The sequence below is a fragment of the Lysinibacillus sp. FJAT-14222 genome, assembly GCF_001278875.1.
GTDB lineage: Bacteria > Bacillota > Bacilli > Bacillales_A > Planococcaceae > Lysinibacillus > Lysinibacillus agricola.
On record NZ_LIYL01000053.1, the window covers coordinates 1 to 23,107 of the forward strand.

18 protein-coding genes, 17 tRNA genes, 1 rRNA gene, 2 pseudogenes and 3 riboswitches are annotated in these 23,107 nt (G+C 37.8%); of the genes and pseudogenes, 33 read left to right on the top strand and 5 right to left on the bottom strand.

What is annotated here, in order from left to right:
• The 19 genes from rrf to AN161_RS22630 all read left to right on the top strand — a co-directional run.
• Nucleotides 1-88: ribosomal RNA gene (gene rrf, locus AN161_RS22540) — 5S ribosomal RNA — on the top strand; the annotation flags it as partial.
• Nucleotides 89-101: 13 nt separating this feature from the next.
• A tRNA-Val gene (locus AN161_RS22545) sits at nucleotides 102-177 on the top strand.
• Between the two features lie 25 nt (nucleotides 178-202).
• Nucleotides 203-277, top strand: a tRNA-Met gene (locus AN161_RS22550).
• 4 nt (nucleotides 278-281) lie between these two features.
• Nucleotides 282-354, top strand: a tRNA-Asp gene (locus AN161_RS22555).
• A gap of 12 nt (nucleotides 355-366) precedes the next feature.
• Nucleotides 367-439, top strand: a tRNA-Thr gene (locus AN161_RS22560).
• A 9-nt stretch (nucleotides 440-448) separates the two neighbouring features.
• Nucleotides 449-532, top strand: a tRNA-Tyr gene (locus AN161_RS22565).
• A 4-nt stretch (nucleotides 533-536) separates the two neighbouring features.
• Nucleotides 537-610, top strand: a tRNA-Trp gene (locus AN161_RS22570).
• Between the two features lie 47 nt (nucleotides 611-657).
• A tRNA-His gene (locus AN161_RS22575) sits at nucleotides 658-733 on the top strand.
• Between the two features lie 8 nt (nucleotides 734-741).
• Nucleotides 742-816, top strand: a tRNA-Gln gene (locus AN161_RS22580).
• A 15-nt stretch (nucleotides 817-831) separates the two neighbouring features.
• Nucleotides 832-904 (top strand) — tRNA-Lys (locus tag AN161_RS22585).
• Between the two features lie 22 nt (nucleotides 905-926).
• Nucleotides 927-1,003: transfer RNA gene (locus tag AN161_RS22590), tRNA-Arg, on the top strand.
• Between the two features lie 16 nt (nucleotides 1,004-1,019).
• Nucleotides 1,020-1,093 (top strand) — tRNA-Pro (locus AN161_RS22595).
• A gap of 58 nt (nucleotides 1,094-1,151) precedes the next feature.
• A tRNA-Ser gene (locus AN161_RS22600) sits at nucleotides 1,152-1,239 on the top strand.
• 5 nt (nucleotides 1,240-1,244) lie between these two features.
• A tRNA-Phe gene (locus AN161_RS22605) sits at nucleotides 1,245-1,320 on the top strand.
• Between the two features lie 3 nt (nucleotides 1,321-1,323).
• Nucleotides 1,324-1,397, top strand: a tRNA-Gly gene (locus AN161_RS22610).
• A 6-nt stretch (nucleotides 1,398-1,403) separates the two neighbouring features.
• A tRNA-Ile gene (locus tag AN161_RS22615) sits at nucleotides 1,404-1,480 on the top strand.
• A gap of 4 nt (nucleotides 1,481-1,484) precedes the next feature.
• Nucleotides 1,485-1,561 (top strand) — tRNA-Asn (locus tag AN161_RS22620).
• A gap of 1 nt (nucleotide 1,562) precedes the next feature.
• Nucleotides 1,563-1,634, top strand: a tRNA-Glu gene (locus AN161_RS22625).
• 452 nt (nucleotides 1,635-2,086) lie between these two features.
• On the top strand, nucleotides 2,087-3,133 hold the full coding sequence (locus AN161_RS22630) for a nitric oxide synthase oxygenase (RefSeq protein WP_053596572.1): 1,047 nt from the start codon (nucleotides 2,087-2,089) through the stop codon (nucleotides 3,131-3,133).
• 39 nt (nucleotides 3,134-3,172) lie between these two features.
• Here the strand turns inward: AN161_RS22630 and AN161_RS22635 are convergent, their stop codons facing one another.
• The gene (locus AN161_RS22635; protein ID WP_053596573.1) at nucleotides 3,173-4,381 is read right to left on the bottom strand and encodes an MFS transporter; all 1,209 of its coding nucleotides are present in this window, start codon (nucleotides 4,379-4,381) and stop codon (nucleotides 3,173-3,175) included.
• Nucleotides 4,382-4,556: 175 nt separating this feature from the next.
• A riboswitch (Lysine riboswitch) is annotated at nucleotides 4,557-4,733 on the top strand.
• 84 nt (nucleotides 4,734-4,817) lie between these two features.
• On the opposite strand from AN161_RS22635, the gene AN161_RS22640 reads away from it, so the two are divergent.
• From AN161_RS22640 to AN161_RS22665, 6 genes are all read left to right on the top strand, one after another.
• On the top strand, nucleotides 4,818-6,281 hold the full coding sequence (locus tag AN161_RS22640) for an amino acid permease (RefSeq protein WP_053596574.1): 1,464 nt from the start codon (nucleotides 4,818-4,820) through the stop codon (nucleotides 6,279-6,281).
• 465 nt (nucleotides 6,282-6,746) lie between these two features.
• Nucleotides 6,747-7,439, top strand: coding sequence for a response regulator transcription factor (locus AN161_RS22645; RefSeq protein ID WP_082340368.1), 693 nt, complete (start codon nucleotides 6,747-6,749; stop codon nucleotides 7,437-7,439).
• A 4-nt stretch (nucleotides 7,440-7,443) separates the two neighbouring features.
• On the top strand, nucleotides 7,444-8,379 hold the full coding sequence (locus AN161_RS22650; RefSeq protein WP_053596576.1) for a sensor histidine kinase: 936 nt from the start codon (nucleotides 7,444-7,446) through the stop codon (nucleotides 8,377-8,379).
• 137 nt (nucleotides 8,380-8,516) lie between these two features.
• Entirely contained in the window at nucleotides 8,517-9,440 is a 924-nt protein-coding gene (locus AN161_RS22655) for an ABC transporter ATP-binding protein (protein ID WP_053596577.1), read from the top strand.
• Entirely contained in the window at nucleotides 9,433-10,122 is a 690-nt protein-coding gene (locus AN161_RS22660) for an ABC transporter permease (RefSeq protein WP_053596578.1), read from the top strand. Before AN161_RS22655 ends, AN161_RS22660 begins: the two co-directional genes overlap by 8 nt.
• A gap of 246 nt (nucleotides 10,123-10,368) precedes the next feature.
• Nucleotides 10,369-10,827 carry a hypothetical protein gene (locus tag AN161_RS22665; RefSeq protein WP_053596579.1) on the top strand — a complete coding sequence of 153 codons (459 nt, stop codon included), beginning with the start codon at nucleotides 10,369-10,371 and terminating at the stop codon, nucleotides 10,825-10,827.
• On the opposite strand, the gene AN161_RS22670 is transcribed toward AN161_RS22665, so the two are convergent.
• Entirely contained in the window at nucleotides 10,804-12,069 is a 1,266-nt protein-coding gene (locus tag AN161_RS22670) for an Nramp family divalent metal transporter (RefSeq protein WP_053596580.1), read from the bottom strand. The two genes, AN161_RS22665 and AN161_RS22670, sit on opposite strands and share 24 nt — an antisense overlap.
• Nucleotides 12,070-12,705: 636 nt before the next feature.
• Nucleotides 12,706-12,859, top strand: a riboswitch (cyclic di-AMP (ydaO/yuaA leader).
• Between the two features lie 190 nt (nucleotides 12,860-13,049).
• Here AN161_RS22670 and AN161_RS22675 point away from each other — a divergent pair.
• The 5 genes from AN161_RS22675 to AN161_RS28325 all read left to right on the top strand — a co-directional run bounded on the left by AN161_RS22675 (nucleotide 13,050) and on the right by AN161_RS28325 (nucleotide 18,668).
• Nucleotides 13,050-14,873 (top strand): APC family permease, encoded by a 1,824-nt coding sequence (locus AN161_RS22675; RefSeq protein WP_053596581.1) that lies wholly within the window; start codon nucleotides 13,050-13,052, stop codon nucleotides 14,871-14,873.
• 193 nt (nucleotides 14,874-15,066) lie between these two features.
• Nucleotides 15,067-15,168: riboswitch (purine riboswitch) on the top strand.
• Nucleotides 15,169-15,361: 193 nt separating this feature from the next.
• Complete coding sequence (locus tag AN161_RS22680) at nucleotides 15,362-15,946, top strand: xanthine phosphoribosyltransferase (RefSeq protein ID WP_053596582.1); 585 nt, start codon at nucleotides 15,362-15,364, stop codon at nucleotides 15,944-15,946.
• The gene (locus tag AN161_RS22685) at nucleotides 15,946-17,244 is read left to right on the top strand and encodes a nucleobase:cation symporter-2 family protein (RefSeq protein WP_053596583.1); all 1,299 of its coding nucleotides are present in this window, start codon (nucleotides 15,946-15,948) and stop codon (nucleotides 17,242-17,244) included. Before AN161_RS22680 ends, AN161_RS22685 begins: the two co-directional genes overlap by 1 nt.
• 280 nt (nucleotides 17,245-17,524) lie before the next feature.
• Nucleotides 17,525-18,034, top strand: a complete 510-nt coding sequence (locus tag AN161_RS22690) for a sigma-70 family RNA polymerase sigma factor (protein WP_053596584.1) — start codon at nucleotides 17,525-17,527, stop codon at nucleotides 18,032-18,034.
• The gene (locus tag AN161_RS28325) at nucleotides 18,024-18,668 is read left to right on the top strand and encodes a zf-HC2 domain-containing protein (protein ID WP_053596585.1); all 645 of its coding nucleotides are present in this window, start codon (nucleotides 18,024-18,026) and stop codon (nucleotides 18,666-18,668) included. Before AN161_RS22690 ends, AN161_RS28325 begins: the two co-directional genes overlap by 11 nt.
• Before the next feature lie 304 nt (nucleotides 18,669-18,972).
• Here the strand turns inward: AN161_RS28325 and AN161_RS30785 are convergent.
• A pseudogene (locus tag AN161_RS30785) lies at nucleotides 18,973-19,139 on the bottom strand (IS3 family transposase); the annotation flags it as partial.
• Here AN161_RS30785 and AN161_RS30790 point away from each other — a divergent pair.
• The 3 genes and pseudogenes from AN161_RS30790 to AN161_RS22710 all read left to right on the top strand — a co-directional run.
• Nucleotides 19,124-19,282: pseudogene (locus AN161_RS30790) on the top strand (purine permease); the annotation flags it as partial. The pseudogenes AN161_RS30785 and AN161_RS30790 overlap by 16 nt on opposite strands.
• A 176-nt stretch (nucleotides 19,283-19,458) precedes the next feature.
• Nucleotides 19,459-19,980, top strand: coding sequence for a DUF2179 domain-containing protein (locus AN161_RS22705; protein ID WP_053596587.1), 522 nt, complete (start codon nucleotides 19,459-19,461; stop codon nucleotides 19,978-19,980).
• Between the two features lie 270 nt (nucleotides 19,981-20,250).
• Nucleotides 20,251-20,820, top strand: a complete 570-nt coding sequence (locus AN161_RS22710) for a YitT family protein (RefSeq protein ID WP_053596588.1) — start codon at nucleotides 20,251-20,253, stop codon at nucleotides 20,818-20,820.
• Nucleotides 20,821-20,862: 42 nt separating this feature from the next.
• Here AN161_RS22710 and AN161_RS22715 read toward each other — a convergent pair whose 3' ends face one another.
• Entirely contained in the window at nucleotides 20,863-21,744 is an 882-nt protein-coding gene (locus AN161_RS22715; RefSeq protein WP_053596589.1) for a DMT family transporter, read from the bottom strand.
• A 102-nt stretch (nucleotides 21,745-21,846) separates the two neighbouring features.
• Complete coding sequence (locus AN161_RS22720) at nucleotides 21,847-23,007, bottom strand: PucR family transcriptional regulator (RefSeq protein WP_053596590.1); 1,161 nt, start codon at nucleotides 23,005-23,007, stop codon at nucleotides 21,847-21,849.
• Nucleotides 23,008-23,107: the final 100 nt, after the last annotated feature.

Consider the following 23,107-nt stretch of genomic DNA (forward strand, 5'->3'; position numbering starts at 1 on the left):
CCGTTCCCATACCGAACACGGAAGTTAAGCTCTTTAGCGCCGATGGTAGTTGGGGGCTTCCCCCTGTGAGAGTAGGATGTCGCTTCGCTTATTTTCTATGTGGAGGATTAGCTCAGCTGGGAGAGCATCTGCCTTACAAGCAGAGGGTCGGCGGTTCGAGCCCGTCATCCTCCACCATTATTAAAATAAATTACCTTATTATCGCGGGGTGGAGCAGTGGTAGCTCGTCGGGCTCATAACCCGAAGGTCGTTGGTTCAAATCCGGCCCCCGCAACCAAAATGGTCCCGTGGTGTAGCGGTTAACATGCCTGCCTGTCACGCAGGAGATCGCCGGTTCGATCCCGGTCGGGACCGTCTTTTTTTTTTGCCGGTGTAGCTCAGTTGGTAGAGCAACTGACTTGTAATCAGTAGGTCGTGGGTTCGACTCCTATCGCCGGCATCATCCCATGGAGGGGTAGCGAAGAGGCTAAACGCGGCGGACTGTAAATCCGCTCCTTAGGGTTCGGCGGTTCGAATCCGTCCCCCTCCACCATTTTAGGGGCATAGTTCAACGGTAGAATAGAGGTCTCCAAAACCTTTGGTGTGGGTTCGATTCCTACTGCCCCTGCCAGGTTTCTAGGTACTCGTTATCAAACACTGCTGTGATTACATATAGTGGCGATTGTGGCGAAGTGGTTAACGCACCGGATTGTGGTTCTGGCATTCGTGGGTTCGATTCCCATCAGTCGCCCCATTTATTATTGGGGTATAGCCAAGCGGTAAGGCAACGGATTTTGATTCCGTCATGCCTAGGTTCGAATCCTAGTACCCCAGCCATTCATTTCTTAGTTTGAGCCATTAGCTCAGTTGGTAGAGCATCTGACTTTTAATCAGAGGGTCGAAGGTTCGAGTCCTTCATGGCTCATCAAGTTTTTATAAAAAAATATGCGCCCGTAGCTCAATTGGATAGAGCGTCTGACTACGGATCAGAAGGTTATGGGTTCGACTCCTGTCGGGCGCGCCAAAAAACCTAATTGTATCGGAATGTAGCTCAGCTTGGTAGAGCACTTGGTTTGGGACCAAGGGGTCGTAGGTTCGAATCCTGTCATTCCGATCATCTTTCCTAAATGTTGGGATCTTAGCTCAACAGATTCACCGTTTATTAATATTTTGGAGGTATACCCAAGTCTGGCTGAAGGGATCGGTCTTGAAAACCGACAGGCGGGTAACACCGCGCGGGGGTTCGAACTACCTCCTCCATTTCCGGGTCAGTAGCTCAGTTGGTAGAGCATTAGATTGAAGCTCTAAGTGTCGGCGGTTCGATTCCGTCCTGACCCACCATATGCGGGTGTAGTTTAATGGTAAAACCTCAGCCTTCCAAGCTGATGTCGTGAGTTCGATTCTCATCACCCGCTCCAAATAATGGGCCTATAGCTCAGCTGGTTAGAGCGCACGCCTGATAAGCGTGAGGTCGATGGTTCGAGTCCATTTAGGCCCACCATTATTCCGAAGTAGCTCAGTTGGTAGTAGCACCTGACTGTTAATCAGGTTGTCGCAGGTTCGAGTCCTGCCTTCGGAGCCACGGCCCGTTGGTCAAGTGGTTAAGACACCGCCCTTTCACGGCGGTAACACGGGTTCGAATCCCGTACGGGTCATCAAGCATGTTGCACATTTGTGCAACATGCTTTTTTTATGCCAACTATAATGATAAATAAAGATCACCATTCGTTAAGGAAATTTTATTTCTAATGCACACGCAATAACGTCTAATCCTAAATACTGAGAAGAGATTAATAATGATAAACAAAATTGCAAATGTAACTGAAGTCTTCTCATGTATTACCTACTTCTACATAAAAAAACGTTATAATAGCGAACCCATGCTTAACAGTTTTTCCTTTGTAATTCCTCAGTATATTTATAATGGCTACTGATATGTATCTTTTCCTTAATCCATAAATAACTTTAGTTTTAGAGAAATAGAAGAAATGATATGAAATATTGAACAAAGTATTTCATATATGAAAGATGTATGTTTTCTAGCAGATTTTTTCGTGGTGATTATAGTTCCATTACTCTAATATGAGGGTAGATGGAGGAATTCGACATGAATTTACATGAGATACAGCGGTTTTTAGAACTTTATCAAATGGAACAAAATGAGTCTAAAGCATGGCTAGAAAATAAATTACAGCAAATTAAAGCAGCAGGAAAATATATACCGACAACAGAAGAATTAACCTTTGGTGCACGAGTGGCATGGCGCAATAGTAATAAGTGCATTGGCCGCTTATTTTGGCAGTCGCTACATGTTGTAGATGCCCGCGATATTTCAAATGAAGAGGATATCTTCAATGCTTTGCTTGAGCATATTCAATATGCAACAAATGACGGAAAAATCCGCCCAACAATAACCGTTTTTGCACCAGGGCGAGTTCGTATTTGGAATCATCAGCTAATCCGTTATGCAGGCTATGAAATGGACTCAGGAATCGTTGGGGATCCACATTCCGTAGAGTTTACAAAAATATGTGAATCCCTTGGCTGGCAAGGCGAGAAAACAGCATTTGATGTGCTTCCGCTTGTTATACAGATAGATGGAAGGGATCCGCAAGCGTTTACAATCCCTGATGAATATGTACTCGAGGTACCGATTCGTCATCCTGAATCTTCTCAAGTCGAAAAGCTAGGATCTAAATGGTATGCAGTGCCAATTATTTCGAGCATGCGCTTCCAAATGGCAGGTATCGATTTTCAGGCAGCCCCATTTAATGGTTGGTATATGGGCACTGAAATCGGGGCACGTAATTTAGCAGATCACGATCGTTATAATATGCTGCCCGCTATAGCAGAAATTTTTAATCTCGATACAACAAAACAGGCTTCACTATGGCGTGATCGTGCATTAGTTGAGCTGAATATTGCAGTTCTCCATTCCTTTAAAGAAGACGGTGTGAGCATTGTAGATCATCATACCGCAGCTCAGCAATTTAAATTATTTGAGGAAGCTGAAACAGCAGCAGAGCGTGAGCTTACAGGCAATTGGACGTGGCTGATTCCACCTCTTTCACCAGCTACGACTCATATTTTCCATAAGCCTTATGTTAATCTTTACAATACACCGAATTATTTTTATCAGAAACCACCTTATTAGTAGAGAAAGGCAGCTCACTTTAAACATGAGCCGCCTTTTTTAATTTACATATTCATTTTTAGAAGCCCTAAAAGAGCATAAGAAGAGGATCAATACAACGACAATGAAGAGCCAACCAGCGATGTTCCAACCACCGAATAAATCATGCAAATACCCAAATAAGATTGGACCAATTGCGGCTAATAAATATCCTAATGATTGTGCAAACCCTGATAAATCTGCTGCCTCAAAAGCTGTACGGGTACGTAGTGTAAAGAACATCATCGCTAATGAGAATGAAGCTCCTCCTGCTAAGCCTAGTAGCACCATCCATAGTACAGCGAGGCTTGTCCATTCCATCACTACTCCGATAAAGCCAACTAAGTAAAATACCGTAAACATTAATACGAGAGGACGTTGAGATGTCATTTTACTTGCGATAATAGGCACAGCTAGAGCCATTGGGACTTGTGAAATTTGCATGATGGAAAACATCCAGCCTGCACGATCTGCTGCTAATCCTTGCGCTGTATATATTTCAGGAATCCAAGCCGCGGTTGTATAGAATAATAATGACTGTAATCCCATAGCACCTGTTACTGCCCAAGTAACTGGTGATTTCCATAATGGTGTACGTTCTTTCGTAGTCTCAACAATAGGCTCAGGCTTATTAAATTTTAACTGTGGAATCCAAATTAAAATAGTTAACACCACAAGAATAAGCGCGATTGCCAGAGCACCTTGCCAGCCAAGTGATGAATTGGCAACAGGATAGCTAATGCCAGCACCGAGTCCAGCTGTCAAATTCATCGACATTGTGAAAAATGCCATAAGTAAACCTACTTGATAGGGAAACTTCAATTTAAGCAAACCTGGAATAAGTACGTTACCAAATGAAATGGCTATACCAATTAGCACAGTACCAAACAGGAGTAAACCAGTTGTGCCAAGGGAGCGTAGTACAATCCCTAATGCTAAAAGAATAGTCGATAAAAATAATGTTAATTCTAGCCCCAATCTACGTGCAACAATTGGTGCAAATGGTGATATGATTGCAAATGCAAGCAATGGGATTGTTGTTAGAAAGCCCGCTAGTATATTGGATATGCCGAGGTCTTCACGGATAAAGGAAATAATAGGTCCAACAACTGTTAACGGCATCCGTAATGTCGAGGCAATACAAATTATGCCGATGACTAGTAATAAGGTTGTTCCTCTCCAGCTAATTTTCTTGTTAGGATAAGTATTGGAATGTTCATGAGTAGTCAAATAAATCCCCCCTGTTAGAACAATTATAACTGAACCACTATACCACTTTATCACACTGTTAAAAATAGTAGAAAATTCATAAAATACAGAACATTACTCAGGTTATTGAAATGTCATAGGTCGTATGTTAAACTAATACACATCATAAATTTAATATTTATATGCCTCATGTTTGTATTGAGGTAGAGGTCGCGATATTTAAGAGTATGCTAATGGAAATGACAAGCATTAGAGATATTAGTTGAAAGGAAATATCGCCGAAGTGTGAGGGGACTTGAAAACCTCATGCTGGGGCTGTCTCCGAAAGGAACAGAACTGTCACGTTTGGACAACGTGTTGAGCTATCATTTTGAAGGAACAGAGGATTTACTTAGCCATCACAGCGTTCATGTGATGGCGTTTTTTTTGCCTCTTAAAAAAGGAAGGAAGCTATATCGTGAGTGAAATAAAAGTCAATCAGCTCGGCCATAAAGCGCCGAAGCTGAAAAAAGAATTAAAAAGCCGTCATATTACAATGATTTCATTAGGCGGTACAATCGGTACAGGATTGTTTTTAGCTAGTGGTGGTGCCATTGCACAAGCAGGTCCTGGCGGTGCGCTGCTCGCTTATGGACTAATCGGTATTATGGTGTATTTTTTAATGACGAGCTTAGGCGAAATGGCAGCCTATATGCCATCATCGGGTTCATTTAGTACGTATGCTACAAAGTTTGTAGATCCAGCTTTAGGCTTTGCACTTGGTTGGAACTACTGGTACAACTGGGCAATTACAATTGCGGCAGAAATTGCTGCTGTATCATTAATTATGAAATATTGGTTCCCAGATAGCTCATCAGCACTTTGGACTGTTTTATTTATTGCTGTAGTTTTAACGTTCAATCTATTATCGGTAAAAAGCTATGGTGAAAGTGAATATTGGTTTGCGATGATAAAAGTTGCAACGGTGATCATTTTTATTATCATCAGTCTCTTAATGATTTTTGGAATTTTAGGAGGACAAGCTCCTGTAGGATTTACGAATTTCTTCATTAGTGATGGACCATTCCACGGTGGATTCCTTGCTACATTTGGTATTTTCTTAGCTGCGGGATTCTCATTCCAAGGGACAGAGTTACTTGGAATAACAGCAGGTGAAACAGATGACCCTGGTAAAAATATTCCGAAAGCTGTTAAGTCTGTTTTCTGGCGAATTATTTTATTCTATATTTTAGCGATTGCTGCAATTGGGATGCTGATCCCATTTACAGACGAACGTTTGTTATCTGAAGATATCGCTGTATCACCATTCACACTGGTGTTCGACCGTTTAGGAATTGCCTTTGCTGCTTCATTGATGAATGCCATCATTCTAACGGCTATGCTGTCAGCAGGGAATTCAGGGCTCTACGCATCTTCACGTATGCTTTGGCAATTAGCGGTAGATGGACATGCACCAAAAATTTTCATGAAATTAAGTCGTAGAGGTATTCCAATCTACGCATTAATGGCGACATTAGCTGTAGGCTGTCTAGCATTTCTAGCATCGTTCTTTGGTGACGGTGTTGTCTATATATGGCTTTTAAATGCCTCTGGGATGTCAGGCTTCATTGCTTGGCTAGGAATTGCTTTTAGCCATTACCGTTTCCGTCGAGCTTTCGAGGTACAGGGCTTGGATCCAAAATTGTTGCCGTATAAAGCAAGGCTATTTCCATTCGGTCCGCTATTTGCCTTTACGGTTTGTATGATTGTTGTTATTGGGCAAAACTACAATGCCTTTATGGGAGATACAATAGATTGGTACGGAATCCTTGTCTCATATATCGGGATTCCACTGTTCTTACTGTTATGGCTTGGCTATAAAATCAAGAATAAAACAAAAATGCTTCCATTAGAGCAATGTGATTTAAAAGTAGAACAATAAAAAATAAAACTGTCCTGTGAGTCATAGAAAATGACTTGCAGGACAGTTTTTTTAGTTAAGAAATGAATTTGTAACCCTAAACGTACAATCTTGTCAGAAAAAAACTCCAAGTGAACCATCAATCTTTAAGCTCCAAAACCTCGTAAACCCAAAATAGCAATCATCAATCCATAGATTACTATAATAAACAAAATAATGAGCAATCCCAAATATTTTGAAATACCTGTTTGTTTTGATCTAATTCCGGATATCCCAAAATAAATACTCATTATCCAGAGTAAAGCACCTAAATAAAAGTAAATACCAAAAATTAGCATTCAGATAAAATTTATTCATTCTGGTTGAAAAGGAAGGATTTTAGTTTTCAAAATTATTGCCTGCTTTTGGTGCTAAATCTTAATATGGTAGACTGTTGTATAAATGGCAATTGATAAAAAGCTTTATGTTGGGAAGAGGTGTATGAAAGTGCAAAAGCATATTTTACTAGTAGAAGATGACGAAGCGATTCGTGAAATGGTAGAAAACTATTTAACGATGGAGGGGTTCCTTGTTACCTCTGCAGTGAATGGAGAAGAGGCATTACAAAATTGTTTAAACAAACCCTTTGATTTAGTTATCTTGGATATTATGATACCGAAACTTAATGGATTAGAAGTTTTAAAGATTATACGAGAGCAAGCATCACTTCCAATTATCATTATGTCAGCCAAGGATAGTGATGTTGATAAAGCGTTAGGATTAGGATTAGGGGCAGATGATTATATCGCCAAGCCATTCTCGATGCTGGAATTTTCGGCACGTGTCAAAGCAGCAATTCGAAGAGCTACAAAATACTCCAGTCAAGTAGAGGAGAAGAAAGATATAGTAGAGATAGATAACTTATCGATCGATCTTGTTAATTTTTCAGCTGAGAAGAATGGACAACAAGTAAAGCTCACATCAAAAGAATTTGCCATCTTAAAACTATTCGTGACAAATCGTAATCGAGTTTTTACAAAACAGCAAATTTATCAATTGATTTGGAATGACGCTTACTATGGAGACGAAAATATTATTAATGTACATATAAGAAGATTACGCGAAAAAATTGAAGACGATCCATCCAACCCTCAATATATTAAAACGCTTTGGGGAATTGGCTATAAATTTGAAGGATAAACAGATGATTATATTTCTATTATTTATAATTGTATTGCTCTTAGGTATTATCATTTTTCAGGTGAAGACAAAAAAACAACAAAACGTTACTATTCAATACATGCATCAAAAACTGCAAGCAATCATTAACGAACAATCAAGCGAAAAGATTTTAGCATCGACAGCTAATCAGGAATTGCAGCAACTACTTAATGCGATGAATGCATTGCTGGACCACAATCAAAAAATACTAGCGACACATCGAAAAATGGAAAGCTCCATGAAAAAGATGTTGGCCAATATTTCTCATGATCTTAAAACACCTTTAACAGTTGTACTAGGCTATACTGAAATGCTGCAGCTTAAGCAGTCACTTAGTGAAGAGGAGCGGCAACGGTTGCTCACTGGCGTTCATTCGAAAACATTGGAAGTATTAAAAATAATCCATACATTTTTTGACCTAGCAAAGCTGGAGGCTGGGGATACAGATTATCCAATGACAAAAATCAATGTAAGTGAAATTTGCCGAAAAAATATTTTATCATTTTACGATATGGTCACGTCTATGGGGCTAGAGATAGATATTACGATACCAGAGATATCTGTCTATGCACTTGGTAATGAAGAAGCGTTAGATAGGGTTCTGAATAATTTACTGTCAAATGCTATTGCCTATGGGGCGGCAGGAAACATCATTGGGCTCACAGTAAGAAATGATGATACTAATATTTTTATTGATGTCTGGGATCGCGGTAAGGGGATTGATGAATATCAAATTGATAATGTTTTTGAAAGAATGTATACGCTTGAAGATTCCAGAAATAAAACCTTCCAAGGTAGTGGTCTTGGCCTAACTATTACAAAACGCCTTGTAGAATTAATGAATGGCTCCATCCAGCTTTCCAGTATCCCATACGAGAAGACCATCTTTACAGTTTCTTTAAAACGAATGATGTACTGAACAGTCATGCTTGTAGAGCATTCTAATTGCTTTACAAGCTTTTCTTCTGCGCTTAAGAAATTTGTAAGAATCAAGTAATAAATTAGAGAGTTTCATTTTTTATAATAAGGATAGCTAAATTTAAGGGAGAGATTTACATGACATATATTGTGAAAACGAATCAGCTTACGAAAGTGTATGAAGGAAAAGAAGTGGTTTCTGCTGTCAATATGCATGTGAAGAAGGGGGAGATTTATGGCTTTTTAGGTCCCAATGGTGCCGGGAAAACGGCAGTCATGAAAATGCTGACAAACCTTACGAAGCCAACGAGTGGAGACATCGAAATATTTGGTGAAAAATTAATGGACCGATCATACGAAGTGCTGAAAAGGATGGGAACGATTATTGAATACCCGATTTTTTATGAAGATTTAACAGCACTGGAAACCTTAGAATTACATTGCGAATATATGGGCTATTATGACAAGAAAGAGATTGCTCATGTTCTAGATTTAGTTAAACTAACAAATACGGAGAATAAGCGTGTAAAAGACTTTTCTCTGGGGATGAAACAACGATTAGGTATTGCACGTGCAATTATTACGAAGCCGGAATTACTTATTTTAGACGAACCGATTAATGGACTAGATCCGGTTGGCATTAAAGAGCTTCGTGATCTATTCAAGATGCTTTGTAAAGAGTATGGAATTACGATTATTATTTCTAGTCACATTTTGGGTGAAATTGAACAATTGGCAGATACAGTTGGAGTTATTAAAGATGGAAGATTAATTAAGGAAGTATCAATGGACGATGTCAGTCATAGTCAAGCAGACTATATTGAAGTGATTGTCAATGATGGGAAAAAAGCTGCCTTTATTATAGAAAGTAAATTAAATATTACTAATTTCAAACTAATGGATGACAATTGTATTCGAATTTATGAATCGACAGCTTCACAAAAGGTGCTATCTAAAACATTGATTGAGCATGATATTGAAATTGAGGGTATTAGCAAAAAAACAAGCTCATTAGAAGATTATTTTTTGAAGTTAATCAATGGAGGTGTCACTAGTGCTTAATTTAATGCGTCTAGAAATGAAAAAATATCATATTGGTGCATATATAAAACGAGCTGTTTTCGCAAATTTTGTAATATTAGCTATTGTATTTATGCTTATATTTATCACTAAAATAGAAGGGGACCAAGATCTCAGAAATTATCAGGCGGTATTAGGCCTTATAGATTCAGGTGTAAGAGCAGTGTTTATTATTTTTGCTAGTGTGTTAATCGCCAAGTTTATTATTGGAGAATTCAAATATAAAACCATCACTGTAGCATTTATGTATCCAATCAATAGAAAAAAATTAATTGCTTCAAAGCTAGCCATTGTGGTTCTTTTTACCTTTAGTGCAATTATTTTATCAACTATTTTTGTCACAGCGATTTTTTGTGCTGTTAGTGAGAGTTTTCAATTGCTTCCAGATGCATTATCGTTATCTCTCATAATACAACGAATTCCCGTTGTGATCATGAATGCAGTTTCAGCATCATGCATCGCATTAATACCATTGTATTTTGGTATGAGAAAATACTCTATTCCGGCAACGATTATATCATCTATATTAATTGTATCGGTCGTATCATCAAATTCAGGTAACTTCACTTTGTACGATATTATTCTCATACCAATCACTTTAGCTATTATCGGTATAGGGGTGGCCTATTCATCTTTTCGAAATATTGAGAAGATCGATATTTAGGGATAAGAAAAGTTAGAGCGACGGAAAGAAGAGCCGAAGTGACGGAAAGAAGAGCCGAAGTGACGGAAAGAAGAGCCAGAGTGACGGAAAGAAGAGCCAAAGCGAAGGATTGATAGGCCGAAGTCGTGGATAGAATGTTCGAAATCGTGGATAGAATCATCGAAATGATGGATAGAATCGGCAAAATCGTGGATAGAAGTGCCATAATCGTGGAAAAAAGTCGGAGCGACGGAAAGAACAGCCGAAGTGACGGAAAGAATAGCCAGTGCGACGGAAAGAAGAGTCAAAGCGACGGAAAGAACAGCCAGTGCGACGGATAGAAAGGCCGAAGCGATAATTAAAAATACCAAAAGAGAGACCATAGATCCAAATTTTCTAATAACAGGGCGCCCCCAGGAAGCTCTCTGCTCTGCGCGTCAGCGACAAATGTTTATCTGTGCGAAAGCGAAGCGACAGCGGCAAATGTTTTCTGTAGCGAAAGCAAAGCGGCAGCTACAATGTTTTATCTGTGCGAAAGCGAAGCGACAGCAACAACAAATGTTTTATCTGCGCGAAAGCGAAGCGACAGCAACAAAGCGCCCAGTCGTAACGGAAATCAACCACACATTATGCAGTAAGCCTCTTACATGTAGAAATGCCAGACACAAAACCAAATTAAAGGTCTTTGCGTCTGGCATTTCTTTAACCAAATATTGTTTCCCATAATAAATAAAGATTTAAAGTAACTACAATTACTACTACAATCCATCCTAATATTGTTGTAATACGACGGTTGACTAGACTTCCCATGATGTCACGTTTACTTGTAAACATAACAAGCGGTACAAGTGCAAATGCAATACCGAAAGATAAAATAACCTGACTTAGGACAAGCGCATAAGTCGCATTAACACCGGATGCAATGATGACCAGAGGAGGTAACATTGTAACAGCACGGCGTAAATAGAGCGGAATTTTCTTTCTAATAAAGCCCTGCATCACAACGTCACCTGCTAGTGTACCAACTGAAGAGCTAGCAAGACCTGCAATGAGAAGACCAAGACCAAAGGACACTGCCGCCATCGGACCAAGCGCCTCTTTTAAACCGTTATAAGCAATATCTAAATCTTCAATTACTACGCCTTGTGTATGGAATACTGCTGCAGCAATAACAAGCATACTCATATTGATGGCACCGGCAATAATCATCGCGATGATAATATCAATAAACTCAAAACGAAAAATACGTTTCTTTTCTTCATCATTGCGGCCAACGATACGATTTTGGGTTAATGAAGAATGCAAGTAAATAGCGTGTGGCATGACAGTTGCCCCTAAAATACCTGTTGCAAGTAAAATAGAATCTACTCCCTCAAAGCGTGGTGTAAACATGCCTATTGTTACTTCGCCCCAATTTGGCTGTGCTAAAAATGTCTGGAATGCAAACGCTAAAACGACAATAAGCACCATGCCAGAAATACCTGCTTCAAATGCTCTAAAGCCTCTGCGCTGCAATTCTAAAATAGCAAATGAGCCGACTGCTGTAATAAGTGCTGCAGGTAACATTGGAATATTGAATAATAAGTACAGCCCTAGTGCAGCCCCAATAAATTCTGCAAGGTCTGTTGCAATAATGACCAATTCTGCCTGTATCCATAAAAAAATAGAAGTCTTTTTAGAAAAATGTTCACGTGCTACTTCGGGTAAATTTTTACCAGTCGCAATACCAAGCTTTGCTGATAAAGATTGAATTAATACCGCCATTAAATTGGAAAAGGCAATTACCCAAAGTAGTAGATATCCATATTTTGAACCTGCTGTAATATTTGTTGCAAAGTTGCCTGGATCAATATAGGCAACTGCTGCGATGAAGGCTGGACCAAGAAACGGTAAGATTCGTCGCCAGCCTTTTATGTCTCCATCTAAAACCGCCTCAGCAGACGATTTTGCCATTCGTTTGTAAACCATGTTGTTCCCTCATTTCAAAAAGTATCACGGGTGAAATAAAGTTTCCTAGAGGAAAATGATATATTGCTATTTTATCGCTATAACAAAAAAATGTGAAGAAGTTTGCTCATTTTTTTTATTTAATTCAAAATGTTTTTGATATAGTAAATCAATTGCTATGAAGAACTTGGATTCTGTTTGTGTATCATCATGTATTGAAGCATCGTTGCAGAATATTCGATTCATTTGAAAATGGTTTAAGGATTAATGTACTTAGCTATTTTAAAAGTGGGAATATACTTATAAGGTAGCTTTTTTAATTGATTTTCATTTATGGGTATTCACATATTTTCCACCAGTATTAAAATGTTATTCTTCAAATAGTAAATATTTATCACTAAAAGTTGAGGCCGTGTAAATAAGTTGTTTGGGGTGAAGGCTGGGCGACTCCTTGAGGATCACAGATGAGGCCTTGGAGCGCAAGTGAAGCGGCTCATCGCCCGCGCCCAATTGGAACAGCAATCAACTCCACGTTATGGTGGTGAGCCATAAGAAAGATGTTCGAAAAATCAAGTAAAATTTTTTTTTGTAACCATTCTTTTCTTCTTTACTTTTCTTTTTTACAGGCGTAATATGACATCATTATAAAAGTTTCAAATTTCTAAATCGCTGAAGCAACTAGACGCGGGGGACCCAATTTTTACGGATTGCATAAGTGTGATCCTTGGGGTGAATCTCTTCATTTATTGAAGGGTAGGGCTACTCAGGCCCGAATCCGACAGCTAACCTCGTAAGCGTTAAGAGCAGAAAAGTTGGAGCTTGGCAGACGAATGAGCGTCTACAAGTCTTATTTAGTGATGACTTGTAGACTTTTTTTATCTTATGTAAAAGCTACATGGATAAAGATAAAGCCCCAGTGAATAATACTAAAACCGATTATGCTAAGGTGTAATCGATTTAGAAATGCGAAACACATTCTATGAAACCAGAAGGTGTTGAATATGAAATCCTCATTGAAACGTTATGTTATCGGTAAACCATTAAGATCCGAAGCGTTAGGGGAACAAAAGCTTAGTAAAACAAAGGCACTCGCCATACTATCGTCCGATGCTTTGTCATCAGTGGCGTATGGACCTGAGCAAATTTTAATTGTGCTCATGACAGTAAGTACTGTTGCCTTTTGGTATTCTCTACCGATTGCTGCTGGGGTAGTTGTGTTACTGACAGCACTTATTTTTTCGTATCGTCAGGTTATTTTAGCGTATCCACATGGTGGCGGAGCATACGTAGTTTCACGGGAAAATTTAGGTGTCAATGTTGGCCTCGTCGCTGGTGGATCACTACTTGTCGATTATATTTTAACAGTTGCGGTAAGTGTATCAGCGGGAACAGATGCTATCACTTCGGCATTTCCAAGTCTGCATCCCTATAATGTGATAATCGCTGTGTTTTTTGTTATATGTTTGACGCTTTTAAACCTGCGTGGTGTCACAGAATCAGCATCCATTTTAGCGTATCCAGTATATTTGTTTGTGGTAGTCATGTTGATGTTAATTGGGGTAGGGATTTATAACGTAGTAACAGGGCAAGTTCCAGCAGAATTGCATCCAAAGGTTGGCACTCCAGTTGCTGGAATTAGTTTATTTATATTATTAAAGGCATTTGCGTCAGGAAGCTCAGCCTTGACTGGTGTTGAGGCAATTTCAAATGCTATACCTAATTTTAGAGATCCTGCGCCAAAAAATGCGTCTAAAACATTATTGGCTATGGGCGGAATTTTAGCAGTGCTATTTATTGGTATTGTGAGTCTGGCTTATTTTTATGGAGTTGCTCCAAATGCGAAAGAAACGGTTGTCTCACAAATTGCGGAGGCAAGTGTAGGTCGTAATATTTTCTACTATATAGTGCAAGGAATGACAGCAATGATATTAGTACTTGCTGCGAATACAGGTTATTCGGCTTTTCCTTTACTGGCGGTTAATTTATCGAAGGATGGTTTTATTCCGAGAATATTCCAAATCCGTGGGGATCGCCTTGGTTATTCAAATGGAATTATGATGCTTGGTTTAGCTGCAATTGCTTTGATCATATTATTTGATGGAACAACAGAGCACTTGATTCCACTTTATGCAGTTGGTGTGTTTATTCCGTTTACGTTAGCGCAGGCTGGGATGATGCGAAAATGGTGGCGTGAAAAACCGAAGAGCTGGGTTGCTAGATTTACAATAAATACAATCGGAGCGGTCATTTCTTTTATCGTAGCTATGATGTTTTTTGTGACGAAATTACCTCAAGTATGGCCAGTGTTTATCTTTTTACCAATTATTATTTGGACATTTCACCGCATTAAGCAACATTATCAGGCAGTTGGTGAGCAGTTGAGATTAGATAATGAGGAACTGCCCAATGTTGAGGGGAATGTTTTCATTGTCCCTGTTGCTGGTATTACGAAAGTAGTCGAAAACACATTGCATTACGCACAGTCATTAAAGGTTGAAAAAATTATCGCGTTTTATGTGGCCTTCGATCAAGCTGACGCAAAAGCTTTTGAAGAAAAATGGCAAGCTTGGCAGCCAAATGTTCGACTTGTAACATACTATTCACCATATCGAAGTATTACACAGCCGTTGATGAAATTTATTGATAAGGTTGAACATCAATGTGCGAAATCAGGCCATCAAGTAACAGTAGTCATACCACAGTTTTTACCGAAAAAAGGATGGCATCATATGTTACACAATCAATCGAGTCTATTAATTCGCACTTCGCTGTTATTTCACAGAAATGTCGTCATTATGACAGTCCCATTCCATTTATCAAAATAATGACTAGCAAGCTCGAAAATTGTCTGATATAATCAGTACGTGATTGTAAAACACGAACGTTTGCAATTAAAAGTTAGTAAAATACTAGTAAATTCCGAAAAAACAGACTTTATTCAGTGCCACACATAAGCACATACCGAATGAAGTGCTGATTCAAATTACGTCAAGGCGTGATTGATATAAGAAAGTTCTTACAGCTTTATACTGTTTCACTCATATAATAGCGAGAATATGGCTCGCAAGTTTCTACCGATTTACCGTAAATAAATCGACTATGGGTAGCAATGCTTTAGAAAACCTCATATAAAGTGGGATGTTTTCTATTCGTTTCGACGTTTTTACGCTGAATGCTTTGCTCCACTCGTAGATGAATGGAATCAAGGTATTCAGCGTTTTTTATTACTTGCATTGCTTCTGGCGCTCGCCTGTAACGGAATGTAAGTGGCTCATAAAAAGTTATTACTATAAGAAAGAAGGATATAAAGGAAATGAAGTTATTACACGACAAAATTATGCAAGAGGGTAAAGTTTTATCTTCATCTGTATTAAAAGTAGACTCATTTTTAAATCATCAAATCGACCCAGAGCTTATGAAGGAAATTGGACATGAGTTTGCAAACCGCTTCTCTGATCAAATCATTACAAAAATATTAACGATCGAATCTTCAGGTATCGCACCATCTGTTATGCTAGGGCTTGAAATCGGTGCCCCTGTAGTGTTTGCACGTAAACGTAAATCTTTAACACTATCAGATAATCTTTATTCTTCAAAAGTACATTCTTTCACAAAAAATGAAACAAATGATATTTCAGTATCACGTAATTTCTTAAATGAAGATGATAGCGTCTTAATTGTTGACGATTTCTTAGCGAATGGAGAGGCTGTCAAAGGTTTACTTGATATTGCAGCTCAAGCTGGTGCGAATGTTGTAGGTGTCGGCATTGTGATTGAAAAGGGCTTCCAAGACGGTGGGAAATTATTACGTCAGCAAGGGGTTCGCGTAGAATCATTAGCAATTGTAGATTCTCTTGAGGATGGTAAAGTAACGTTTGCTGCGGAGGCTAACGCGTAATGAATACCGTTAAATCAACTACGCTAGCCATTCAACATTTACTTGCGATGTATGCAGGAGCCATTTTAGTGCCATTGATTATCGGTAAGGCGATAGGCTTTGATACAGCACAAATGACGTATTTGGTAGCGATTGATATTATGATGTGTGGAATCGCCACACTTTTACAAGTGTATTCGGGTAAATTTATCGGTATTGGTTTGCCAGTAGTACTAGGCTGTACATTTACAGCGGTTAGTCCAATTATTGCAATCGGTACAAATCCTGAGCAAGGAATTACAGATATTTATGGTTCTATTATTGCTTCAGGTGTAATTATTATGATTATTGCTGGCTTCTTCGGTAAGTTAGTAAAATTCTTCCCACCTGTAGTAACAGGCTCGGTTGTATCAATTATCGGTATCTCTTTACTACCAGTAGCCTTAAACAATATGGCGGGTGGACAAGATGCAGCTGATTTTGCATCTGGCTCTAATGTAGCTTTAGCGTTCATTACATTAGCCATTATTTTAGTTGTTTATCGTTTCTCTACAGGCTTCATCCGTGCAATCTCCATTTTAATCGGATTAGTTGCGGGAACAATCCTAGGAGTATTTATGGGTAAGGTTGATTTTAGCCCAGTTGCAGATGCTGACGTATTACACATGGTTCAGCCATTCTACTTTGGTATGCCAACATTCGACCCTACAGCAATTATTACAATGACGCTTGTAGCAATGGTTTCTTTAGTAGAATCAACAGGAGTCTATTTTGCACTAAGTGATATTTGTAAGAAAAAATTAGATTCAAAAGATTTATCACGTGGGTACCGTTCAGAAGGTCTTGCCTCTGTGATCGGTGGTATTTTCAACGCTTTCCCATATACAACATTCTCACAAAACGTGGGACTTACACGTATGTCAGGCGTAAAAAACCGTAAAGTCATTTACATCACAGGTGGTTTACTAGTAGCACTTGGTTTCCTACCAAAAATCGCAGCATTAACAACAATCATTCCAACACCAGTACTTGGTGCGGCAATGCTAGCGATGTTCGGTATGGTCATTACGCAAGGTATGGGCATGCTAGTACCTGTTATGAATGAATCAGCGGAAAACGCCATGATTGCTGCAATTGCAGTCAGCCTTGGTGTCGGTGTATCGGTTGTACCAGGAATTTTCGATGCACTGCCAGAAAGCATATCTCTTCTAACATCTAACGGTATCGTCTGTGGTTCGGTCACAGCCATTATTCTTAATATTTTATTCAACATGATTGGGCCAAAGCATAAGGAAGACCCGATGCATGGGGAAGTTTAAAGGATTTCTATAATCATCAAAATGTCATCTACTCCTATAGTAGGTGGCATTTTTTATGCGGGAAAAAAGAGTCTCTAAGTATAGAAAAAGCTTTGGTTTTGAGTACGATAGAACCAAACTTTTTAATTATTAGTTAGTAAAATGCTATTTTCGTTATGAATATGAACTACAAATCAAATAAAACATAGTCTTTCAAAAAAACATAAAATTTCTTGTAACGAAAAACGTTTTAAATCTATATATAAGTATCCCAGTTAAAAATTATGAGAGGAGGGGGGATTTGGAAAATTTAAGTGAAATTTATAAATCTTATGCAGATGAAGTTAAGCGGTTTCTTATTTGTTTAACGTCAAATGTGGATTTGGCTGAAGAATTGACACAAGAAACCTTTTATCAGGCTCTAAAGTCGATGCATAGCTATAATGGCGAATGCAAAATATCCGTTTGGTTATGCCAAATTGCTAAACACTCCTATTACAACTATTTAAAAAAGGAGAAAAAATTTCATAGTACCAGTATAGAAAACATGATGCATATGGGATTAGATGTCCCATCAAATAAGGATTTACCAGATGTTGAGGTAATAAAACGAAGTACACTGATTTCGATACATAAAGAAATTCATCGATTGCAGGAACCTTATCGTGAAATATTTTTATTAAGAACATCCAATCATTTCAGTTTTAGAGATATTGGAGATATTTTTGATAAAAGTGAAAACTGGGCAAGGGTAACCTATTACCGTGCAAAATTAAAACTATCAGAAAGGATTGATCCATATGAATTGTAATATTATTAAAGATTTATTGCCATCTTATATTGATGGAATTTGTAGTGAAGATACTGCAAAAATAGTTGAAGACCATTTAGAACATTGCGAAGAGTGTAAGACGTGTGTCAACAGTATGCAGCGGCAAACAGCTTATGTTCAACAAAATCCAAAAGAAGTTGAGAAAGCTATTGCGCCATTTAAAAAAATTAATAAAAAGCGGCGTATCCAAGTTATTACGGCTATTGTTATGACTTTTTTAATGACCTTTTTTATCACGACTGTAGGTTATCTAGTTTATCAGGATGTAGGTGTTGTTCATGATTTCTTTTCCCCAAAAGTGACTGCAATTGTGGATGTAGAAGATGATTCGGAAGAGTGGCAAAGCTTAAACTTTAATGACAAAAATTATCTAATATATGATCGTGTTTTCTGGAAGAAGTCTATCGTAAATGCCGGAAGTGATAGTGAGAGTGGAAATCAAAGTGATCGAGATATCCTTCTAAGGGTAAAAGATGTAAATGGTAAAGTAATAGTTGATGAAATTCAAGTAAAGTCTGGAAAAAGCGTGAAATTGGATGGCTTAAAGAAGAACGAAAAATATTTCTTTGAAATAAAAGCACCACAAGGAAGATATTTCATTAATGCGATATGAGAAACTGCAACCTTTGTTCAACTCCCATGAAAGAACATAATAATCTTTCATTTTCTGTGGTAAAGTGCTGATTTTTGCGCTACATGGATGGCTAACGGAGGCTTTAATTAAAGAAGATTCAAACAACTTTAATATCGCTTTTCAGAAACAAGAATAATTTATTGTAAAGTCGTTCGGATGGTAAAGTGTACCCTTTGTAAAGGACATTTTGAAAAAAAGCTAGGAACCTTTTGAAGCTGCTGTCTGTATTTTGCAGGCGGCAGCTTTTTCAAGTTCCATTGCCCTCGATAATGGTTGTAATACNATACATCATATTTCACTTCTCGTTTTACTTCTTCTAATGTTCGCCGCTTTCAGATTGGTTTCATCTTTAAAATGACCAAAGAAGGATTCTTGAGGGGCGTTATCCCAACAGTTTCCTTGACGTGACATAGATTGCCCTAGTCCCATTTCCTTCACAAGTTCCTGGAATTTTCGATGCACTACCAGAAAGCATATCTCTTCTAACATCTAACGGTATCGTCTGTGGTTCGGTCACAGCCATTATTCTTAATATTTTATTCAACATGATTGGGCCGAAGCATAAAGAAGACCCGATGCATGGGGAAGTTTAAAGGATTTCTATAATATAAAAAATGTCATCTACTTTTATAGTAGGTGGCCTTTTTTAATGTTTAAATTCTAATTAGTAGGGAATTTAGAAAATAGATACATTTTTAATAGAATGCAAATAAATATTTCAACATATACTTATAGTATATAAAACTACTTTTTGAAAGGTCTCTTACAAATGCAAAGTATATTTCTGATTTTAGTACTTCAATTGATTTATGTACCTTTTTTAACGTTACGTACAATACTTTTAGTGAAGAATGTTACTTTCCTTGCCGCCATATTCGGTATGCTGGAGATGTTAGTGTATGTATTTGGCCTTTCACTCGTTTTTAGTGGGAAACAAAGTATGTTAGCTATGGTCTTTTATGCAATTGGCTTTGGATTGGGCATATTTTTAGGGGCCAAAATTGAACGTAAACTAGCGATAGGCTATGTTTATACGACCATTAATACGCAAAATAAGAACGAGGAACTTGTGAAATTTCTTCGCAATGAAGGGTTTGCGGTCACGATTTACATTGGTGAGGGACGAGATAGTAATCGCTATAAATATGAAATATTAACAAAGAGAAATCGCGAGACAGAATTGTTCCAAATTGTTGAGCATTATGAACCGAATGCGTTTATTATTTCTTACGAGCCCAAATCATTTAAAGGTGGATTTTTGCTGGATCGAATGAAGACAAAACATAAATAGTCTCTAACATTGCCCTCTGTTTGTAAACAGAAGGCATTTTTTGTATCCATGCAAGTTAAGGTGCTGCTAGGCTAAACATAAGTGACGGATAGAACACATTGTGCCTCACCTCAACATTTGATGTACAAAAGATACCAGCAATATAGAGAAATTTAGCGACCAAGCTCGATAAAAATATTAATACGATTACACCGACAGACGTAAACAATAACATGTTCAAATCGATTTTTTCATACTATAAAAACATGCTAAGTCTCGGAGGGGGGTTATATGTATTTTTTTACGAAAGGCTTGGTCATTCTTATAGGAAGTACCGCGGTATCATTAGGAATTAATTTATTCTTAACGCCCCATCAAATTTTAGATGGAGGAGTTGTAGGGTTAGCGCTTATCTTACACTATTTATATAAGCTTAAAATAGGTTTGATGATCATCATTATTAGCATTCCGGTTTTTGTGATTTCCTGGTATAAATACAAAGCATATTTTTACAATAGTATACATGGATTAATTGTATCTTCTCTTAGTATAGATTTACTAAAGCCCGTTCGGAATCTTATTCAAATCGATGCCATCTATAGTGCCATATTTGGAGGGGTACTTATGGGTTTTGGTGTTGGGTTGATGCTTAGATTTCAGACAAGCACTGGTGGTACAGATTTGATTGCACAATTTTTAAGTGATAAAACCGGAATTAATGTCGGGATACTTATTTTTATGATAGATTCAATCGTCATCGTCATAGGGGGACTGCTTTTATCTTCCAGCACTTTATGGCTTTCAATTATTACAATTTTGGTAGTTGGGATTACTACAAGTATTATGACTAGTCATGTTTAATAAAAAATAGCTTCAGTATGACTGAAACTATTTTAAAATTCGTTATCGAGAGCTCTTCATCATTCGTTTTTTAGGATGTGCAGGCTTTACTTCTGCAATTAATATGGCAAGTAAAATCATTACGGCTCCCACAACCATGCGACTTGTTAATACCTCATGTAAGAATATAACGGATAGTACCATGCCGAAGAAGGACTCTGTAGACAGGATAATAGCTGCCTTTGTAGCAGACGTATATTGATTCGCAACATTTTGAAAAAGGTAGGCGAGAGTAGTTGAAAAAATGGCTAAATAAATGATTGAATAGATTGCTTCTTTTTCAAAAGTGGTAGGGATGTCGCCTTGACTGACTACGACCAAGATACCTAAAAAAGCTGCTGTGATAAATTGAATAATCGTAAGGGCAATGGCATCTTCCTTTTGTACAAAAAGGTTTGTACAAAAAATATCAAAGGCAAAAGCGACAGCACAAGCTAAGGAAAGCGCATCTCCGATATTCATTGTCAGTGAGCCTTGTAATGATAAAAAACCGATTCCGGCAATGGCAATAATTGAACCGATGATCTCATAGCCATCTATACGACGTTTGTAAACCGCAAATGCAATTAATGGAACGATAATGACATTTACGGCGGTTAAAAATGCATTTTTAGAAGGTGTTGTATATTGTAAACCTACTGTCTGAAGGGCAAAGGCAATATACAAAATGGTCCCTAACAAAATTCCTTTCCAGATAACTGATTTTGAAGCTTTTTTTAATCTATATCCAAATAAAATTGTGAGGATAATGGCAGCTAATAAAAATCTACCTGCCATTACTTGATAAGCTGTTAAATATTCCAATGCAATAGCCGTTATTACAAATCCGCTACCCCAAACGATTGCAGTGACTAATAGCATGCCATCAGCTATGTATTGTTTCATCATTCTTCCTCCTAACTTCAATAGAATAGCATGAGATGGAAGAAAATAATTTGATTTTAATTCTAAATATTCAGGCGTTTTTTTGTACTTATTCCAAAGCTATTATTCAATATTTATTTTGCTATGTAATAAGTACAATTTAACGGCTGCAGCGATACGTTCATAAAAAACATAATCATTTTCTAAAGGTGCTATTAATTGACGTATTTTTGACATGCGATAACGGATTGTATTTGGATGGCAGAAGTGAGCAACAGCTATTTCCTTAATATTCCCTTGTTTTACGACATAAGTGATTGCTGTTTTCATTAAATCTGGATCAACCTTCTCCTCAAGTAGGGGACCAAGATAGCTATTTACATAGTCCATAGCAAATTTAGCGTCTTTACGATGCAATTCAATTAACAAACAATCGGATGCGAGGTTTTCGTAATGACATACAGGAGCCGTTTCAATTTCGGCCATAATGCGTGCATAGAAGGCTTCACGAACAGCAATGGGAAGCTCAGTTTGTGTTGCGTGACAACGACTATAGCCAAAGGTCAATGTATCAGTTGAGATTGCATACATCGTTAACCATCCATGGAGAAGCTTTTCAAATTGAAATTGCTGCGATGAATGAGTCATTACAATAAAGAGGCTCTTTTTATAGGTACAAATCATTCCTGATTTCAATAGAGGCTCTAATTGAAACAGAGATTGCATCCATTGGCTATTCGTAATATTTTGCATTTGAATATTAGCAACAAATACATATTTTTCAAAGGGCTTATTGATTTGCTGTAAAACAGACTTTATTTGTTCATCTGTTACATCTTCCTCTATTAGACGTCGCATAATCGTTTCTAAAAAGAATGAATAATCCTGGGTTTTTGCATAGGCCATCGTTTCTAAAATAATCTTTTCAAAAAATTCATCTCCGCCAAATCGCAATATCGGGAAATTTTGTTCATCTGCATACATTAGAACTTCCTCTGGTAAATCCTTATAGATGACAGGTTTATAGGCTAAAGCACTTGCCCCTAGCTCCAAAAGACTTTTCACGGCATTCAATAAATATTCGGGCTTTTGCTTGGCAAATAATAAACTGCTTAGAACAACACTATTTGGTGTGAAAATTGTTTCTCTAACAGTTTGAATATCGGGTGAAAATTCAAAGTCTAGAATTTCAACATTTTGAACAGGTTTATGTAAACCATTGCGACCGGCAACGACTGTAAAATCCTTTGTAATAGGCAGTTGTAAAAAGTTCTCTACGTTCATTAGGATATCAAGCAACCTTTCTTGTGATTGAGCTTCTTTTCCTTATTATAAAAGTACTTGTCAGTAAAATACTATTAGTATCGCTGAAAGGCCCTCGCGA

Bases quoted from the DNA above. Each gene is read 5' to 3' on its own strand.
- AN161_RS22630 (WP_053596572.1), top strand. From the start codon at position 2,087: ATGAATTTACATGAGATACAGCGGTTTTTAGAACTTTATCAAATGGAA.
- AN161_RS22650 (WP_053596576.1), top strand. From the start codon at position 7,444: ATGATTATATTTCTATTATTTATAATTGTATTGCTCTTAGGTATTATC.
- AN161_RS22655 (WP_053596577.1), top strand. From the start codon at position 8,517: ATGACATATATTGTGAAAACGAATCAGCTTACGAAAGTGTATGAAGGA.
- AN161_RS22670 (WP_053596580.1), bottom strand. From the start codon at position 12,069: ATGGTTTACAAACGAATGGCAAAATCGTCTGCTGAGGCGGTTTTAGAT.
- AN161_RS22675 (WP_053596581.1), top strand. From the start codon at position 13,050: ATGAAATCCTCATTGAAACGTTATGTTATCGGTAAACCATTAAGATCC.
- AN161_RS22680 (WP_053596582.1), top strand. From the start codon at position 15,362: ATGAAGTTATTACACGACAAAATTATGCAAGAGGGTAAAGTTTTATCT.
- AN161_RS22685 (WP_053596583.1), top strand. From the start codon at position 15,946: ATGAATACCGTTAAATCAACTACGCTAGCCATTCAACATTTACTTGCG.
- AN161_RS28325 (WP_053596585.1), top strand. From the start codon at position 18,024: ATGAATTGTAATATTATTAAAGATTTATTGCCATCTTATATTGATGGA.
- AN161_RS22705 (WP_053596587.1), top strand. From the start codon at position 19,459: ATGCAAAGTATATTTCTGATTTTAGTACTTCAATTGATTTATGTACCT.
- AN161_RS22710 (WP_053596588.1), top strand. From the start codon at position 20,251: ATGTATTTTTTTACGAAAGGCTTGGTCATTCTTATAGGAAGTACCGCG.
- AN161_RS22715 (WP_053596589.1), bottom strand. From the start codon at position 21,744: ATGAAACAATACATAGCTGATGGCATGCTATTAGTCACTGCAATCGTT.
- AN161_RS22720 (WP_053596590.1), bottom strand. From the start codon at position 23,007: ATGAACGTAGAGAACTTTTTACAACTGCCTATTACAAAGGATTTTACA.